This window comes from Microbacterium galbum, assembly GCF_032464915.1.
Lineage (GTDB): Bacteria > Actinomycetota > Actinomycetes > Actinomycetales > Microbacteriaceae > Microbacterium > Microbacterium galbum.
In genome coordinates this window covers 64,680-82,238 of sequence record NZ_JAWDIS010000001.1, presented here as the reverse complement: position 1 = coordinate 82,238, position 17,559 = coordinate 64,680, and the positions used below count along the sequence as shown (strand labels likewise).

The window sequence follows — 17,559 nt, the reverse complement described above, 5'->3', positions numbered from 1 at the left end:
CGCGTCGTCGAAGGAGCACCATGGACACCGCCCTCGCCGACCGGCTCGCCGCCGTCGATGCGCGCATCCACGACGCAGCCCGCGCCGCGAACCGCGATCCCGCCGGCATCACCCGCATCGTGGTGACGAAGTTCCACCCGGCATCCCTCGTCGTCGACCTGTACGACCTGGGGGTGCGCGACGTGGGCGAGAACCGGCAGCAGGAGCTCACCGCGAAGCGCGCGGAGCTGTCCGGCATCCCCGATCTGACCTGGCACTTCATCGGGCAGGCGCAGACGAACAAGGCCCGCGCCGTCCGGGCGGCGGCGGATGCCGTGCACTCGGTCGATCGCGACCGCATCGCCGACGCGCTCGATGCGGCCGGCGGCGACGCGCCGCTCGACGTGCTGTTGCAGGTGAACCTCACCGACGACACCGGCCGGGGAGGGGTCGCCCCCGCCGGGGTGGAGGCGCTGGCGACGCACGTGGCCGGTCTGCCGAGCCTGCGTCTGCGCGGGGTCATGGCGGTCGCTCCGCTCGACGAGGAGCCCGCGCGCGCTTTCGAGCGGCTCCGTCGGTCGGCCGACGCGGTCCGCACCGTCGTCTCGGATGCCGCGTGGATCTCGGCAGGGATGACGGGCGATTTCCCGGAAGCGATCGCGATGGGCGCGACACACCTGCGGATCGGCTCGGCAATCACGGGCCCGAGGCCCGTGCGCGACTAGCCTCGGACCAGACGATCGAACGGAGGATGCGATGTCGAACCCGCTGAAGAAGACGATGGTGTACCTGGGCCTCGCCGATGAGGAAGAGACCTACGAGGAGACGGCGCCGCAGCCCATCGCGCGCAAGCAGACGGCACCCGCCGCCGCTCCCGTCGAGAAGGCCGCTCCGGTGACCCCGCTGCACCGCCCCGCCGTGGTGCATCAGCCCTCGGCCGGTCCCGTCAGCGAGATCCTGACGGTGCACCCCAAGCAGTACCGCGACGCCCAGACGATCGCGGAGAACTTCCGCGAGGGCATCCCGGTCATCATCAACCTGTCGCAGATGAGCGACGCCGACGCGCGTCGCCTGATCGACTTCGCGAGCGGACTCTCGCTCGGGCTGTACGGTCGCATCGAGCGGGTGACGAGCAAGGTCTTCCTGCTCTCGCCCGAGAACATCGCCGTCTCCGGCGACGGTGCGATCGCGCAGGCCGACCCCGAGGCTGCGCCGTTCGCGTCCCAGTAAGCGATCGTGGCCGTCCTGAGCCTGGTCGGCTCCATCCTCAGCGCGCTGCTGTTCATCTACATCGTGCTGCTGCTCGCGCGCCTCGTGCTCGAGTACATCCCGATGTTCAACCGGGAGTGGCGTCCGCGCGGTGCCACCCTCGTGTTGGCTGAGATCGTCTACACCGTGACGGATCCGCCCATCAAGCTGGTCCGCCGCATCATCCCACCCCTGCGCATCGGGGGGATCGCGATCGATTTCGGATTCGCGATCGTCATGTTCGTCTGCTTCATGCTGCTGAGCGTGACGCGGTCCCTCGCGGCCGCGTGACCTCCCGCCGCCGTCCTCTCGACAGTGCCCTTCGACACTGACGGAGGGCGGCGGCTATGCTGTTCCGAAGCGGTACGCCCCGGTGCGACACCCCCAACAGTTCCGAATCAGAGCTCTCGAAAGAGGAAACACCATGGCACTGACCCCCGATGACGTCGTCACCAAGCAGTTCCAGCACGTGCGCTTCAAGGAGGGCTTCGACCCCGACGAGGTCGACGACTTCCTCGACGAGATCGTCGTCGAGTGGCGCAAGACCATCGCCGAGAACGAGGAGCTGAAGGCCAAGCTCGCCGCGTTCGAGTCCGGCGAGGCCGCTCCGGCCACGGTCGCCGCTCCCGTCGCCGAGGAGCCCAAGGCCGAGGAGCCCGCTCCGGTCGAGACCCCCGCTCCGGCCCCGGCCGCCCCGGTGGCGTCCGACGCCGAGCCGGCAGCGCAGAGCGCCGGCATCATCGAGCTCGCGCAGCGTCTGCACGACGAGCACGTCGCCGAGGGTAAGGCCCAGCGCGACCAGCTCATCGGCGAGGCGCAGGCGCAGGCGGCGTCCATCGTCGCCGAGGCCGAGCAGAAGGGCCGCGAGGAGCGCGCTCGTCTCGAGAAGGAGCGCGTGACGCTCGAGGGCCGTATCACCGAGCTCCGCAACTTCGAGCGCGACTACCGCTCGCAGCTGCGTTCGTACATCGAGGGTCAGCTCCGCGACCTCGACACCAGCGCGTCGTCGTCGGGCTCCACGCCCGTGTCGGCAATCGGCCTGTAAGTCGACAGACTCTTTGCGCAGTCGACCTCCTCTGCGACCGGCGGCGGCCGGCATCGTCATCGCGATCCTCGCGGTGGTGGTGCTGGCCGCCGACCAGTTGGCGAAGACCGTCGCCATCGACAACCTCCCTCCGGAGCGCGTCGTCCCGGTGCTCGGTGACGCCCTGCAGTTCTATCTCGTCCGAAACCCCGGCGCCGCGTTCTCGCTCGGCGAAGGGGTCACCTGGCTGTTCACGATCGCTCTCGCGGTCGTCGCGGCCGTCATCGTCTTCCTCGCCCTCCGCCGCGTGCGCTCGCGGCTGTGGGCCGTCGTCCTCGGCCTGCTGCTCGGCGGGGTGCTGGGCAATCTCACCGACCGCCTGCTCCGCGAGCCGGGCTTCCCGGTCGGACACGTCGTCGACTTCATCTCGACGCCCTGGATGATGCCGGCGATCTACAACGTCGCCGATGTCTTCATCGTGTCGATGATGATCTCCGTCGCGATCCTCGTGCTGTTCGGGCTCCGCCTCGACGGCACGCGTGAGACGCGCGCGTCACGCGCCGCCGACGCGGCGGCCGCCGGTGACGTCGACGCCTCGTCCGGCCCCGGCGCGCGCTGACATGGAGTCCCGCAGCCTCCCCGTCCCCGACGGGCTCGACGGAACGCGCATCGACCAGGCTCTCGCCAAGATGCTGGGATTCTCCCGCACCTTCGCCGCCGAGGTCGCCGACGCCGGGGGCGTGAGCGTCGACGGCCGCGCCGCCGGACGCTCCGACCGCCTCCGCGCCGGCTCATGGCTGAGTGTGGAGTGGGAGCCCAAGCGCGAACCCGAGATCGTGCCGGTCGCCGTCCCCGACCTCGGCATCGTGCACGACGACGACGACATCGTCGTGGTCGACAAGCCGGCCGGCGTGGCGGCCCACCCCTCCCTCGGGTGGGAAGGGCCCACCGTGCTCGGGGCCCTCGCCGCGGCGGGTTTCCGGATCGCCACGAGCGGCCCGCCCGAGCGGCGGGGGATCGTCCACCGTCTCGACGCCGGCACGAGCGGTCTCATGGTCGTGGCCAAGGCCGAGCGCGCCTACACGCTGCTGAAGAGCGCGTTCAAGGAGCGCGAGGTCGACAAGATCTACCACGCCGTCGTCCAGGGGCATCCTGATCCTCTGGCCGGAACCATCGACGCGCCCATCGGTCGTCACCCGCACCACTCGTGGAAATTCGCCGTGACCCCCGACGGCAAGGACTCGGTCACGCATTACGAGACGCTCGAGGCCTTCCCGCGGGCCTCGCTCCTCGAGATCCACCTCGAGACCGGACGCACGCACCAGATCCGCGTGCACATGGCCGCCCACCGGCATCCGTGCGCCGGCGACCCGCTGTACGGCGCCGATCCGACGCTCTCGGCCCGCCTGGGGCTCACACGTCAGTGGCTGCACGCGCACCGACTGGCCTTCACGCATCCCGGAACGGGGGAGTGGGTCGAGTTCGAGTCGCCCTACCCGGACGACCTGGCACGGGCCCTCGAGATCCTCGGCGACGGCATCTGACCCGGCGCGACGGCGCGCGGCGGTGACCTCCCGCACGCGGAACCGGCGTCGTTCGCGAGATTCGTGCCGCCTCCCGGCCGACGCGGGGCGCGCCCGCGCGTCGACACGGTCGGTCGCCCTGCTCGGCCGCCCGCGCTCGCACGCGGCCGGCGACGCGCCCGGGAGGGCTCCGTCGACTGGGCGTCCGCCCCGAACATCCCGGGCCGATGTCGGAGGCCGAACGTAGACTCGACGCGTGGCAGCTAACTCCTTCGCTCACCTTCACGTGCACAGCGAGTACTCGATGCTCGACGGCGCAGCGCGCATCGGCCCGATGGTCCAAGAAGCCGTCAAGCAGGGCATGCCGGCCATCGCGGTCACCGATCACGGCAACACGTTCGCTGCCTACGAGTTCTACAAGACCGCGAAAGACGCCGGCATCAAGCCGATCATCGGCATCGAGGCGTACGTCACGCCCGGAACCCACCGTTCCGACAAGTCCCGTGTGCGGTGGGGCACCCCCGAGCAGCAGAGCGACGACGTCTCGGGCTCGGGCGCGTACACGCACATGACCCTCCTGTCCGAGACCACCGAGGGCATGCACAATCTGTTCCGGCTGTCGTCGCGGGCGAGCATGGAGGGCTATTACTTCAAGCCCCGCATGGACCGCGAGCTGCTGCAGACTTACAGCAAGGGCCTCATCGCCACGACCGGCTGCCCCTCGGGTGAGGTGCAGACGCGCCTCCGGCTCGGTCAGTACGACGCGGCGAAGGCCGCCGCGGCGGAATTCCAAGACATCTTCGGCAAAGACAACTACTTCGCCGAGATCATGGACCACGGTCTCTCGATCGAGCGCCGTGTCATGTCCGATCTGCTCAAGATCTCCAAGGAGCTCGACATCCCGCTCGTCGGGACGAACGACCTCCACTACACGCACCAGCACGATGCGACGAGCCACGCCGCCCTGCTCTGCGTGCAGTCGGGATCGACGCTCGACGACCCCAAGCGCTTCAAGTTCGACGGCGACGGCTACTACGTCAAGTCCGCCGCCGAGATGCGCCAGGTCTTCCGCGACAACCCCGAGGCGTGCGACAACACGCTCCTCATCGCCGAACGGTGCGAGGTCGAGTTCGACACCTCCGCCAACTACATGCCGCGTTTCCCGGTGCCGGCCGGGGAGACCGAGGGCAGCTGGATGATCAAGGAGGTCGAGAACGGCCTCCACGATCGCTACCCCGGTGGCATCCCGGATGCGGTGCGCAAGCAGGCCGAGTACGAGACCGACGTCATCCTGCAGATGGGGTTCCCGGGCTACTTCCTCGTGGTCGCCGACTTCATCAACTGGGCCAAGAACAACGGCATCCGCGTCGGACCCGGCCGCGGTTCGGGCGCCGGCTCGATGGTGGCCTACGCGATGAAGATCACCGACCTCGACCCGCTCCAGCACGGTCTCATCTTCGAGCGCTTCCTCAACCCCGACCGCGTCTCGATGCCCGACTTCGACGTCGACTTCGACGACCGCCGCCGCGGCGAGGTCATCCAATACGTCACCGAGAAGTACGGCGATGAGCGCGTCGCGCAGATCGTGACCTACGGGACGATCAAGGCGAAGCAGGCCCTGAAAGACGCCGGGCGCGTGCTCGGATTCCCGTTCAGCATGGGCGACAAGCTGACCAAGGCCATGCCGCCGGCCGTCATGGGTAAAGACATGCCGCTCGACGGCATGTTCAATCCCGAGCACCCGCGCTACAAAGAGGCGAGCGAGTTCCGCACGCTCATCGAGACGGATCCCGAGGCCAAGACGGTGTTCGACACCGCGCTCGGACTCGAGAACCTGAAGCGCCAGTGGGGCGTGCACGCAGCCGGTGTGATCATGTCGAGCGAGCCGCTCATCGACATCATCCCGATCATGCGCCGCGAGCAGGACGGCCAGATCGTCACGCAATTCGATTACCCGGCGTGCGAGTCGCTCGGCCTCATCAAGATGGACTTCCTGGGGCTTCGCAACCTCACGATCATCAACGACGCCCTCGACAACATCGAAGCCAACCGCGGGCATCCTCTCGTGCTCGAAGACCTCGATCTTGACGATGCGGCATCCTACGAACTGCTCGCACGGGGCGACACGCTGGGCGTGTTCCAGCTCGACGGCGGGCCCATGCGTTCGCTGCTGCGTCTGATGCGGCCCGACAACTTCGAGGACATCTCGGCCGTGCTGGCCCTGTACCGCCCGGGTCCGATGGGCGTGAACTCGCACATCAACTACGCGCTGCGCAAGAACAAGCAGCAGGAGATCGAGCCGATCCACCCCGAGCTCGAAGAGCCCCTCGCCGACATCCTCGATACCACCTACGGTCTGATCGTCTATCAGGAGCAGGTGATGGCCGTCGCCCAGCGCGTCGCCGGGTACACGCTCGGTCAGGCCGACCTGCTGCGCCGCGCGATGGGCAAGAAGAAGAAGAGCGAGCTCGACAAGCAGAAAGAGATCTTCTTCGGCGGCATGACCGAGCGCGGGTTCGGCGAGGTCGCGCAGCAGACGCTGTGGAAGGTGCTCGAATCGTTCGCCGACTACGCCTTCAACAAGGCGCACACCGCGGCGTACGGTCTCGTGTCGTACTGGACGGCCTATCTCAAGGCGCACTATCCCGCCGAGTATATGGCCGCCCTGTTGACGAGCGTCGGCGACTCGAAGGACAAGATGGCGGTGTACCTCAACGAGTGCCGCCGCATGGGCATCAAGGTCCTGCCGCCCGATGTCAACGAGTCGATCCGCTTCTTCGCCGCCGTCGGGGAGGACATCCGCTTCGGTCTCGGCGCGGTGCGCAACGTCGGCACCAACGTGGTCGACGGCATCGTCGCCGCCCGTCAGGATGCCAAGTACACGTCGTTCCACGACTTCCTGTCGAAGGTCCCGATGCACGTCGCCAACAAGCGCACCGTGGAGTCGCTCATCAAAGCGGGCGCGTTCGACTCCCTCGGATCCACGCGCCGCGCTCTGGTCGAGGTGCACGAGGACGCCTGCGAGGGCGCCGTGCTCGACAAGCGCCGGGAGGCCAACGGCGAGGTCGGTTTCGACTTCGACTCGCTGTGGGACGAACCCCAGCAGGTCGTCAAGGTGCCCGAGAGGCCCGAGTGGACGAAGAAGGACAAGCTCGCCTTCGAGCGCGAGATGCTCGGTCTGTACGTCTCCGACCACCCGCTTGCCGGCCTCGAGGTGCCCCTCGCGAAGCACGCCTCGACATCGATCCACGACCTCCTCGCGTCCGAAGACGTGCAGGACGGCGATCAGGTCACGGTGGCGGGTCTTCTCACCAGCGTCCAGCACCGCGTCGCGAAACAGAGCGGAAACCCTTACGGCATGGTCACCGTCGAGGATTTCAACGGCGAGGTGACCGTGATGTTCATGGGCAAGACGTACGCCGAGTTCGCCCCCGTGCTCCAAGCCGACTCGATCCTGGTCGTGCGCGGGCGCGTCTCTCGACGCGACGACGGCCTGAACCTGCATGCCCAGAGCGCCTTCACCCCCGATCTCGAGGGACTCGACGAGTCGGGCGGGCTCACGCTGGTCGTACCCGAACAGCGCGCCAACGAGGCGCTGGTGGGTGAGTTGGCGCAGATGCTCCGACGCCACTCCGGCTCGACCGAGGTGCTCCTGAAGCTGCACAAGGGGGGCACGGCGAAAGTGTTCGAAGTGCCGATGCCGGTTCGCGTGACCGCCGACCTGTTCGGCGAGCTCAAGGGTCTCCTGGGGCCCAATTGCCTCGGCTGACGCCCCGCCGACCGGTCGAGATACCGGAGCGTCGCAACCCCAGCAGACGCTGAAGACCCGCCGGTTACGATGTCCGGGCGCTGCGGCGCCCTGGGTGAAAGGACCCCCGTGAACGATCAGTATCCCCACGACACCTCCCAGCCCGACCCCGACCGCGATCACGTCGACCCGACGACCGCATCCGTCGCGTCATCGGCGTCCGACGAGGCCGGGACTCCCGCCTCGATCGGCGCAGAAACGACCTCCGCACGCGACTCGTCCGCCGAGCACCCGCCGGTCGCCCCGTCGGCACCCGAGCACTCCTCCGCGCCGGTCCGTCCGGACACCGATCAGGTCGCACCCGCTCGCGCCGAGTCCGCGTCGTACGGCGTCGGGCCGTTCTCCGTGCGCGAAGTCGCCCTGCTGGGCGTCTGGGTGGTGGCCTTCTTCGTCTCGTTCTTCCGCACGAACATCCTGGATTCGCCGTCGGGCGTCCTCATCGGGGGCGGCAACGTGTGGTTGTCCGGGCTGTGGTGGATTCCCGCGGTGGCCCTCCCCACCGTCGCGGTCGGCCTGATCGTGCTGCGTCGACTTTCTCCGCAGGGCATCCGTCGGGTCGGCTCGCTCGGCATCGACCAATTCGCCTCGGTGGCTTTCACGGTTTCGGCCCTCGTGTGGGTCTCGTGGGTATGGGACACCGTGGCGGTCTTCGACCAGACCGGGATCTGGACGCGGTCCTGGGTGATCTGGGTGGAGGCCATCGTGCTCCTGGCCGGGGTCGTCCTCACCGTCTTCGCCCCGGTGATCCCGCCGTTCTCGGCGGATTTCCGCGGCCGTGAAGAGATCGCCGCACACCGCAACGCCCGTCCCATCCGACCGGTCGTCGCCCGTCCGCGCGCGCCGCGGGCCCCGCGCCCCGTCTCCGCACCCGCCGCCGCCGAGGCCGAGGCCGACGCGCCCACTCCCGGCAGCTACACCGGGTCCACCGACCTGCCGCACCACGATGCGGCGCCGGCGACCTCCGTGCTCCCCGCCACGCGCGGCGACGACACGGCGACCGACATCTTCGCGCCGTTGCACGCCGACACCGGGGCCGTGCCCGCGCACGAGACGGGACGCGAGGCCGTCCACGAGCCGCCCGTCGATGCCGGACACGGGTCCGAGGGCGACGATCACCGCCATGCGCACGCCTTCTGGGCACTGGCACCCGAGGAGCGGGAGATCGTCGACGACTACGGCACGCCGATCTTCCGGATCGGGCCGACGGCGTGGGCGCTCGTGATCGAGGATCGCGGCGAGACGTTCGTCGTCCGTCACGATGACGGCCGGATCGGCTATCTGCACGACGTGTCGGGCGTGACCCGAGGCTGACGTCGCGAGAGGGTGGGGGTCGCCGGGCCCTCGCCCTCTCCTGTGTCCGCGACCCGGCTCGCGGATCGGATCCCTCTTCCGGCCCACCGGCCGGCTGCCTGAGCGCGCGCTGCGAGCCCTGGGGACTGCGCGAAAGGGCTCCGGGTCGGCCGGTAGCCTTGAGCCCATGCTCCGCACGATCGATCTCCGCGGCCGCGTCCTCTCGCCGGCCGAGCTCCTCGCCGCCGTCCCGCGCGCCGACGCCGCGCGCGACGAGGCCCTGGCCACCGCCGCCCGTCTGGTCGCCGACGTGGCCCATCGGGGCGAGGAGGCTCTCCGTGAGCAGGCCGCGCGCTTCGACCGTGTCAGCGACCACGCGATCCGCGTGCCCATGGCGCACCTCGACGAGGCCCTGCGCGACCTCGACCCGCAGATCCGCGCCGCCCTCGACGAGGCGATCGCGCGCGTGCGCACGGCATCCGCCGCCCAGGTCCCGGCGCCGGTCGTGACCGAGCTCGGCGACGGCGCCCGTGTCACGCAGCGCTGGCAGCCGGTGCGCCGCGTGGGCCTCTACGTGCCGGGCGGCAAGGCGGTCTACCCCTCGAGCGTCGTCATGAATGCCGTTCCGGCCCAGGTCGCCGGCGTGCGCGAGGTCGCCCTCGCCTCCCCGCCGCAGGCCGAATTCGGCGGACGCGTTCACCCCGTCATCCTCGCCGCGGCCCGTCTGCTCGGAGTGACCGAGGTCTACGCGATGGGCGGCGCGGGAGCCATCGGGGCGTTCGCCCACGGCGTCGCCGAGATCGGCCTCGACCCGGTCGACGTCGTGACCGGTCCGGGGAACAACTTCGTCGCCTCGGCCAAGCGCGCCGTCGCGGGCCGGGTGGGCACAGATTCCGAGGCGGGTGCCACCGAGATCCTCGTCGTCGCCGACGAGACGGCCATTCCGGCCCTCGTCGCGGCCGACCTCGTCAGCCAGGCGGAGCACGACGAACAGGCGTCGGCCGTGCTCGTGACCGACTCGCCCGAGCTGGCCGAAGCGGTGCGCGCCGCTCTGCCCGCCCGCGTCGCCTCGACGCGCCACACCGAGCGCGTCACGGCGGCGTTCCACGGGCCGCAGTCGGCCGTCGTGCTCGTCGACGACATCGCGCAGGCCACCGCCTTCAGCAACGCCTACGCGCCCGAGCACCTCGAGCTGCACCTTGCTGATCCGCGGCCCGAGGACTTCGTCAACGCGGGAGCCGTCTTCGTCGGTCCCTACACGCCGGTGAGCCTGGGCGACTACCTCGCCGGCAGCAATCACGTGCTGCCGACGGGGGGACAGGCGCGATACAGCGCGGGCCTCTCCGCGGCGACGTTCCTCCGCCCGCAGCAGGTGATCGAGTACGACCGTGCGGCGCTCTCGCTCGTCCGGGATGCCATCGTGACCCTCGCCGACGCCGAGGCGCTCCCCGCTCACGGCGAGGCCGTGACCGCGCGGTTCGACGACTGAGGGAGACCCCATGCACTGCCCCTTCTGCCGCAACCCCGACTCCCGCGTCATCGACTCGCGCACGAGCGACGACGGACTGAGCATCCGCCGTCGGCGTCAGTGCCCGAAATGCGGGGGCCGGTTCTCGACGGTGGAGACGGCGAGCCTGAACGTCATCAAGCGGTCGGGAGTGGTCGAGCCCTTCAGCCGCGAGAAGGTCATGTCCGGCGTGCGCAAAGCCTGCCAGGGGCGCCCCGTGACCGACGCCGATCTCGCTGTGCTGGCGCAGCAGGTGGAGGAGGCGATCCGTCAGACGGGGTCGTCGCAGATCGAGGCGAACGAGATCGGTCTGTCGATCCTCGGGCCGCTGCGCGAGCTCGACGAAGTGGCCTATCTGCGCTTCGCGAGCGTGTACCAGGCCTTCGACTCGCTCGACGATTTCGACGCGGCGATCGCCCAGCTGCGCGCCGATCACGCGGGCCGACCCGCGAACGACGATCGCGACGTCGTCCAGTAGCCTGGCGGGGATGTATCCCCTTCTCTTCCGTACGGTCCTCTCGCGTCTCGATCCCGAGTTCGCCCACCATCTCGGTGCGCTCGTCATCCGCGTCGCCGGGGTGGAGCCCGTGGCATCCGTCGTCCGTCGTGCCACCGCGCCCAGTCCCGAGCAGCGGGTGCAGGCCCTGGGGCTGACGTTCGATTCGCCGTTCGGCGTGGCCGCGGGCTTCGACAAGAACGTCACGATGGGCCGCGGACTCGGCGCGCTCGGCTTCGGCCACGTCGAGGTCGGCACGGTCACCGCGCTCCCACAGCCGGGCAACCCCAAGCCGCGTCTGTTCCGCCTCGTCGCGGACCGCGCCGTCATCAACCGGATGGGGTTCAACAACGACGGCGCCGCCGCTGCGGCCGCACGTCTGCGTCGGCTCCGCCGGTCCCGTCGCCGTCCGGTCGTCGGCGTGAACATCGGCAAGAGCCGCGTCGTTGCCGTGGAGGACGCCACGACCGATTACGTGCGCAGCGCCCGTCTGCTCGCGCCGCTGGCCGATTACCTCGTCGTCAACGTCTCGTCGCCGAACACGCCCGGACTCCGCGGGCTGCAAGCCGTCGAGACCCTCCGCCCGCTGCTGACCGCCGTGCGCGAGGCGGCGGGGGGCACGCCGCTCCTCGTCAAGATCGCCCCCGACCTCGACGACGACGAGGTGAGCGACATCGCCCGTCTCGCCGTCGATGCCGGACTGGCGGGGCTCATCGCCACCAACACCACCATCGCGCGGTCCGGACTGACGACGGATGCCGCGAAGGTCGAGGTTGCGGGCGCGGGTGGGCTCTCCGGCGCGCCCCTGAAGCGCCGCGCACTCGAGGTGCTCCGCCTGGTGCGCGAGGCGGTCCCGGCGGACTTCGTCGTAATCTCGGCCGGGGGAGTGGACACCGCCGACGATGTGCGCGAGCGCCTCGCCGCGGGGGCCACGCTCGTGCAGGGGTACACGGCGTTCCTCTACCGCGGTCCCCTCTGGGCGCGTCAGATCAATCGCGGTCTCGCCCGCGCCCGCTGATCCTCACCGGATGCCGCGTCTCCCGGGCGGCTGATCGGGTCGCCGCCGGGCCCCGCGCCCGCTGATCCTCACCGGATGCCGCGTCCTCTGTGCCCCTGACCGGATCGCCCCGCGCTCCCGGACCGACGGCCGCGTGCGAACACGCGCGTGGCGCGGCATGCCGTCCTGAACGCGCGGACGGCGCAACGCCGCGCCGGGGCGGCCATGCGCCCACCTGCCTGCCGCCTCCGCCCGCTTTCGCAGCCCGCCGAGTGTCCAGGACACGCCGCATGCTCGCCCGTCCGGCGGCGTGTCGTGGACACTCGACGGCGGGAGGGTGCGCCTTCCGCGCATGACCTGTGATTCCGCGACCAACGACGAAGCGGCGCGCCTTCCGGCGCGCCGCTTCGTGAAACGGGGGATCAGGCGGGGTACTGGCCCCGCTTGACCTGAGCCTTCGGCAGGCGCATGAAGCGCATCTGCACGGTGCGCATCGCCGCGTACCACCCGAGGCCCTTCTCGAGGCGGCTCTCGCCGAACTTCTCCTTCGCGGCGCGCTTGACGCGGACCGAGGTGATGATCATGTCGCCGATGACGAAGAGGATGAAGATCCACAGCGCGACGAACGACCAGTACTGGAAGAACTGCACGGGGATCAGCGTCGCGACGATCACGAGCACCATGAACGGCATGACGCCCTCGCCGAGGTGCCAGCCGGCATCCACGAAGTCTCGTGCGAACCGGCGCTGTGGTCCGCGGTCGCGGACCGGCAGGTAGCGCTCCTCGCCCGCCGCCATGCCGATGCGGGCCTTCTCGCGCTGCGCAGCCAATTCTGCGCGAGCGCGGGCCTTCGCCTCTTTGGTGTCGGGGACCAGGGGGCGCTTGCGCGCGGCCTCCTGCTCGGCGCGCGAGGGTGTCGCGCGGCCCTTGCCCGATCCGAGCGCCGTCGAGTCGACGGGGGTGTCGTTGGGGGCGGGGGCGGGGGACTTGGCCACGGGAAACCTCGGTGATTCGCTGGTCGGGAGACTTAAGATTACCCGCATGACCCTCGACCTGTCCCGGCAGGAGGCTGTGCAAAAAGCAGCCGATGCCGGCATCCCCTCCGCCCTGGCCGATCTCGGCTCCCTCGTCCGCATCCCGTCGATCGCCTGGCCGGCCTTCGATCAGAGCGCTCTGGTGAAGAGCGCCGAGGCGGTCGCCGCCCTCCTCGAGGGCACCGGAGTCTTCGATTCGGTTGCGGTCACCCGCGCCGCGATCCCCGGTACCGATGAAGTGGGGCAGCCGGCCGTGCTCGCCTCACGCGCCGCCCGCAATGGTCGACCGACGGTTCTGCTCTACGCCCACCACGATGTACAGCCTCCCGGCGACGAGGCGCTGTGGGACTCGCCGCCCTTCGAGCCGACGCTGCGCGACGGGCGCCTGTACGGACGCGGTGCCGCCGACGACAAGGCCGGCATCATGGCGCACGTCGGCGCGATCCGCGCCGTCTCCGACGTGCTCGGCGACGACCTCGACCTCGGCCTCGCCGTGTTCATCGAGGGGGAAGAGGAGTACGGGTCGCGCTCATTCGGCCAGTTCCTCGCCGACAACGCCGAGACCCTGCGCTCCGACGTCATCGTGGTCGCGGACTCGGGGAACTGGGACGAGCGCACGCCCGGCCTGACGGTGTCGCTGCGCGGCAACGCGCGTTTCACCTTGACCGTGCGCACCCTCGCCCACGCCTCCCACTCCGGGATGATGGGCGGCGCGGTCCCCGACGCCATGCTCGCCACCGTGAAGCTGCTCGCCACCCTGTGGGACGACGACGGCGCCGTCGCCGTCGAGGGCCTTGCGACGCGTGACGTCCCGACACCCGACTACGACGAGGCCACCCTGCGCGCCGAGTCCGGCCTGCTGGAGGGCGTCAGCCCCATCGGACGCGACTCGATCCTGAGCCGCATCTGGAATAAGCCGTCGATCACGATCACCGGGTGGGACGCGACCCCCGTCGAGGCGGCCTCGAACACCCTCGCGCCGCAGACGAGTGTGGTCATCAGCGCGCGGGTCGCCCCCGGTCAGGATGCCGAGAAGGCCTTCGCCGCGGTCCAGGCGCACCTCCGCGCTCACGCGCCGTTCGGCGCGCAGCTCGAGTTCAGCGACGTCGACTGCGGCGACTCCTTCCTCGTGGACACCGGGGGATGGGCCGTCGAGGAGGCGCGCGCCGCGTTCGCCGACGGCTACGGCGTCGAGTCGGTCGATGTCGGGATCGGGGGGTCCATCCCCTTCATCTCCGATCTCGTCCGCGAGTTCCCCGCGGCGCAGATCCTCGTCACGGGCGTCGAGGACCCGCACGCGCGCGCGCACAGCCCGAACGAGTCGCTGCACCTCGACACGTTCCGCAACGCACTGGTCTCGGAAGCGCTGCTGCTGGCGCGCCTGAACGAACGGACCGTCTGATCGGGGCCGCGTGGACGGGACGGGCGTAGACTCGTCTCGTCCCCGCGACCGATCAACCCGAAGGGCATCGCCATGACCGACACCACTCTGTCGTCCTCCGCCGAGACCCGCGAGCACGGCGTCGGCCTGACCGCGGCCGCCTCCGACAAGGTGAAGAGCCTGCTGTCGCAGGAGGGTCGCGACGACCTGCGCCTGCGCGTCGCCGTCCAGCCCGGCGGCTGCTCCGGCCTCATCTACCAGCTGTATTTCGACGAGCGTTACCTCGACGGTGACAAGGTCGTCGATTTCGACGGCGTCGAAGTCATCGTCGACGACATGAGCGTGCCGTACCTCGACGGCGCGAACATCGACTTCAAGGACACGATCTCGGAGCAGGGCTTCACGATCGACAACCCCAACGCGCAGGGCTCCTGCGCCTGCGGCGACAGCTTCCACTGAGCTCGGTCGACGTCCTCCGACATCGGCGTCACGGACCCCCGGGGCCACGGATCGCACCGTGGAACCCGGGGGTTTCCGATGTCTCGGCACTGGACGAATGGCCAGAGAACGGTGAGAGGTTGCCGTAGACTGTCAAAGCTTCATCCACGACCCGGAAAGGTGCATTGTGCCCTCCAAACGTCGCCTTCGCTGGGCCGCGCTCCCTCTCGGGATCGCGTCCGTCGCACTCCTCTCGGGCTGCACCACGTCCCAGCTGCACGGATTCCTGCCCGGCTTCGTCGATGACGGCCCGGCCGCGACGAACCACACCGACATGGTCGCCGGCCTGTGGGTCAACTCGTGGATCGTGCTCCTCGCCGTGGGTGTCGTCACCTGGGGTCTGATGCTGTGGTCGGTCATCGCCTACCGCCGTCGTCGCGGTCAGTCGGGACTGCCCGTCCAGCTGCGGTACAACATGCCGATCGAGATCTTCTACACGATCGTCCCGCTCATCCTGGTCGTCGGCTTCTTCGCCTTCACGGCGCGCGACCAGAACACGCTCGAGACGCAGTACGACGACCCCGACGTGTCGATCACGGCCTACGGCAAGCAGTGGGCGTGGGACTTCCAGTACAACGGCGAGAAGGAAGACAACTCCGACGCCGTGTACTCGATGGGTGTCCAGGCGAAGGCCACCTCCGACGGCTACGACCTCGACGACGTGCCGACGCTCTACCTGCCGGTGAACAAGACGGTCAAGATCGACCTCCGCTCGCGCGACGTCATCCACTCGTTCTGGATCATCGACTTCCTCTACAAGAAAGACATGTACATCGGCCGCGACAACGAGTGGTCGTTCACGCCCACCCGTGAAGGCACCTACGAAGGCAAGTGCGCGGAGCTCTGCGGTGAGTACCACTCCGCGATGCTCTTCAACGTCAAGGTCGTCAGCGAGGCCGAGTACACCGACTACCTGGACTCCCTGCGCCGCGCCGGCGACGTGGGCGACATCAGCGACCTGTCGCGTCTGCAGAACCTGACCACCGGCGTCGAAGGGAACGAGTGATCATGGCCACGACGCTTCCGCTCCAGGGGACCGGGCCCTCGCGCCCGACAACTCTCCCGCCGCGTCAAGCCGCACTGCTCAGCACCACGCGTGTGGAGCAGAAGGGCAACCTGGTCGTCAAGTGGATCACCTCCACCGACCACAAGACCATCGGGTACATGTATCTGATCGCCTCGGTGATCTTCTTCATGCTCGGTGGAGTGATGGCGCTCATCATCCGCGCCGAGCTGTTCGAGCCCGGGATGCAGATCATCCCGACCAAAGAGCAGTACAACCAGCTCTTCACCATGCACGGCACGATCATGCTGCTGATGTTCGCGACGCCGCTGTTCGCGGGCTTCGCGAATGCGCTGTTGCCGCTGCAGATCGGCGCCCCCGACGTGGCGTTCCCGCGTCTGAACGCCTTCGCGTTCTGGCTCTTCCTCTTCGGCTCCACCATCGCGGTGTCCGGCTTCCTCACCCCGCAGGGTGCGGCCGGCTTCGGTTGGTTCGCCTATCAGCCCCTCGCGAATGCGAGCTTCTCGCCCGGTGTCGGCGGCAATCTCTGGATGCTCGGCCTCGGCATCAGCGGTTTCGGCACGATCCTCGGAGCGGTCAACTTCATCACGACCGTGCTCACGATGCGTGCCCCGGGCATGACCATGTGGCGCATGCCGATCTTCTCGTGGAACACGCTGATCACGAGCATCCTGATCCTGCTGGCGTTCCCCGTCCTCGCGGCGGCGATCTTCGCGGCGGCTGCCGACCGCGTGCTCGGTGCGCACATCTACAGCCCCGAGAACGGCGGCGTCCTGCTCTGGCAGCACCTGTTCTGGTTCTTCGGTCACCCCGAGGTGTACATCATCGCGCTGCCGTTCTTCGGCATCGTCTCGGAGATCTTCCCGGTCTTCAGCCGCAAGCCGATCTTCGGTTACAAGACGCTCGTGTACGCGACCATCGCGATCGCCGCTCTGTCTGTCGCCGTGTGGGCGCACCACATGTACGTCACCGGCGGTGTGCTTCTGCCGTTCTTCGCCCTGATGACGATGCTCATCGCGGTGCCGACGGGCGTGAAGATCTTCAACTGGATCGGAACGCTGTGGCGCGGCTCGGTCACCTTCGAAACACCGATGGTCTTCGCTCTCGGCTTCCTGGTGTCGTTCGTCTTCGGCGGTCTCACCGGTGTGATCCTCGCCTCGCCGCCGCTGGACTTCCACCTGTCCGACTCGTACTTCGTGGTCGCCCACTTCCACTACGTCGTCTTCGGCACGGTCGTGTTCGCGATGTTCGCCGGCTTCTACTTCTGGTGGCCGAAGTGGACCGGCAAGATGCTCAACGAGCGTCTCGGCATGGTGCACTTCTGGATGCTGTTCGTCGGCTTCCACATGACCTTCCTGATCCAGCACTGGCTGGGTGTCGACGGCATGGCTCGTCGCTACGCGGACTATGCCGCGGCCGACGGATGGACGTGGGAGAACCAGCTGTCGACCGTGGGATCGATGATCCTCGGCGCGTCGATGATCCCGTTCCTGCTCAACGTGTGGATCACGGCTCGCAAGGCGCCGCGTGTGACCGTCGACGACCCCTGGGGCTACGGCGCATCGCTCGAGTGGGCCACGTCGTGCCCGCCGCCGCGACACAACTTCACCTCGATCCCGCGCATCCGCAGCGAGCGTCCCGCCTTCGACTTGAACCACCCCGAGGCCGGCATCCCGGTTGGTGTCGGTCCGGTCAAGGACGCTCCCGATACGCCCGTCGTCGACGCAGCTGCCGGAGAGGTCAAGTAACA

16 protein-coding genes are annotated in these 17,559 nt (G+C 69.0%); 15 read left to right on the top strand and 1 reads right to left on the bottom strand.

All coding sequences use genetic code 11. The annotated features are described in order from the left end of the window. The first annotated feature begins 20 nt into the window (after window positions 1–20). The 11 genes from RWH45_RS00460 (at window position 21) to RWH45_RS00410 (ending at window position 11,893) form a co-directional block, all read left to right on the top strand. Entirely contained in the window at window positions 21–704 is a 684-nt protein-coding gene (locus RWH45_RS00460; protein ID WP_315992978.1) for a YggS family pyridoxal phosphate-dependent enzyme, read from the top strand. A gap of 31 nt (window positions 705–735) precedes the next feature. After that, window positions 736–1,209, top strand: a complete 474-nt coding sequence (locus RWH45_RS00455; RefSeq protein WP_315992977.1) for a cell division protein SepF — start codon at window positions 736–738, stop codon at window positions 1,207–1,209. 6 nt (window positions 1,210–1,215) lie between these two features. Further along, complete coding sequence (locus RWH45_RS00450) at window positions 1,216–1,518, top strand: YggT family protein (RefSeq protein WP_298875518.1); 303 nt, start codon at window positions 1,216–1,218, stop codon at window positions 1,516–1,518. A 133-nt stretch (window positions 1,519–1,651) separates the two neighbouring features. Next, window positions 1,652–2,272, top strand: a complete 621-nt coding sequence (locus RWH45_RS00445) for a DivIVA domain-containing protein (protein WP_315992976.1) — start codon at window positions 1,652–1,654, stop codon at window positions 2,270–2,272. Window positions 2,273–2,285: 13 nt separating this feature from the next. Beyond that, the gene (gene lspA / locus RWH45_RS00440; protein ID WP_315992975.1) at window positions 2,286–2,870 is read left to right on the top strand and encodes a signal peptidase II; all 585 of its coding nucleotides are present in this window, start codon (window positions 2,286–2,288) and stop codon (window positions 2,868–2,870) included. 1 nt (window position 2,871) lies between these two features. Then, window positions 2,872–3,795 (top strand): RluA family pseudouridine synthase, encoded by a 924-nt coding sequence (locus RWH45_RS00435; protein ID WP_315992974.1) that lies wholly within the window; start codon window positions 2,872–2,874, stop codon window positions 3,793–3,795. A 283-nt stretch (window positions 3,796–4,078) separates the two neighbouring features. Next, complete coding sequence (gene dnaE / locus RWH45_RS00430) at window positions 4,079–7,543, top strand: DNA polymerase III subunit alpha (RefSeq protein ID WP_391401457.1); 3,465 nt, start codon at window positions 4,079–4,081, stop codon at window positions 7,541–7,543. Window positions 7,544–7,651: 108 nt separating this feature from the next. Beyond that, window positions 7,652–8,893 (top strand): hypothetical protein, encoded by a 1,242-nt coding sequence (locus RWH45_RS00425; RefSeq protein WP_315992972.1) that lies wholly within the window; start codon window positions 7,652–7,654, stop codon window positions 8,891–8,893. 166 nt (window positions 8,894–9,059) lie between these two features. Beyond that, complete coding sequence (gene hisD, locus RWH45_RS00420) at window positions 9,060–10,361, top strand: histidinol dehydrogenase (protein WP_315992971.1); 1,302 nt, start codon at window positions 9,060–9,062, stop codon at window positions 10,359–10,361. Window positions 10,362–10,371: 10 nt separating this feature from the next. Then, window positions 10,372–10,857, top strand: a complete 486-nt coding sequence (gene nrdR / locus RWH45_RS00415) for a transcriptional regulator NrdR (protein WP_076674915.1) — start codon at window positions 10,372–10,374, stop codon at window positions 10,855–10,857. Window positions 10,858–10,867: 10 nt separating this feature from the next. Then, complete coding sequence (locus tag RWH45_RS00410) at window positions 10,868–11,893, top strand: quinone-dependent dihydroorotate dehydrogenase (RefSeq protein ID WP_315992970.1); 1,026 nt, start codon at window positions 10,868–10,870, stop codon at window positions 11,891–11,893. Between the two features lie 401 nt (window positions 11,894–12,294). Here RWH45_RS00410 and RWH45_RS00405 read toward each other — a convergent pair whose 3' ends face one another. Then, entirely contained in the window at window positions 12,295–12,867 is a 573-nt protein-coding gene (locus RWH45_RS00405) for a DUF3043 domain-containing protein (protein WP_315992969.1), read from the bottom strand. Window positions 12,868–12,913: 46 nt separating this feature from the next. Between RWH45_RS00405 and RWH45_RS00400 the strand changes: the two genes are divergently transcribed. The 4 genes from RWH45_RS00400 to ctaD all read left to right on the top strand — a co-directional run bounded on the left by RWH45_RS00400 (window position 12,914) and on the right by ctaD (window position 17,557). Then, window positions 12,914–14,308 (top strand): dipeptidase, encoded by a 1,395-nt coding sequence (locus RWH45_RS00400; protein ID WP_315992968.1) that lies wholly within the window; start codon window positions 12,914–12,916, stop codon window positions 14,306–14,308. Between the two features lie 72 nt (window positions 14,309–14,380). After that, window positions 14,381–14,746, top strand: coding sequence for an iron-sulfur cluster insertion protein ErpA (gene erpA, locus RWH45_RS00395; RefSeq protein WP_056227791.1), 366 nt, complete (start codon window positions 14,381–14,383; stop codon window positions 14,744–14,746). Between the two features lie 166 nt (window positions 14,747–14,912). Further along, complete coding sequence (ctaC, locus tag RWH45_RS00390; protein ID WP_315992967.1) at window positions 14,913–15,791, top strand: aa3-type cytochrome oxidase subunit II; 879 nt, start codon at window positions 14,913–14,915, stop codon at window positions 15,789–15,791. 2 nt (window positions 15,792–15,793) lie between these two features. Further along, on the top strand, window positions 15,794–17,557 hold the full coding sequence (ctaD, locus tag RWH45_RS00385; protein ID WP_315992966.1) for an aa3-type cytochrome oxidase subunit I: 1,764 nt from the start codon (window positions 15,794–15,796) through the stop codon (window positions 17,555–17,557). Window positions 17,558–17,559 lie beyond the last annotated feature (2 nt).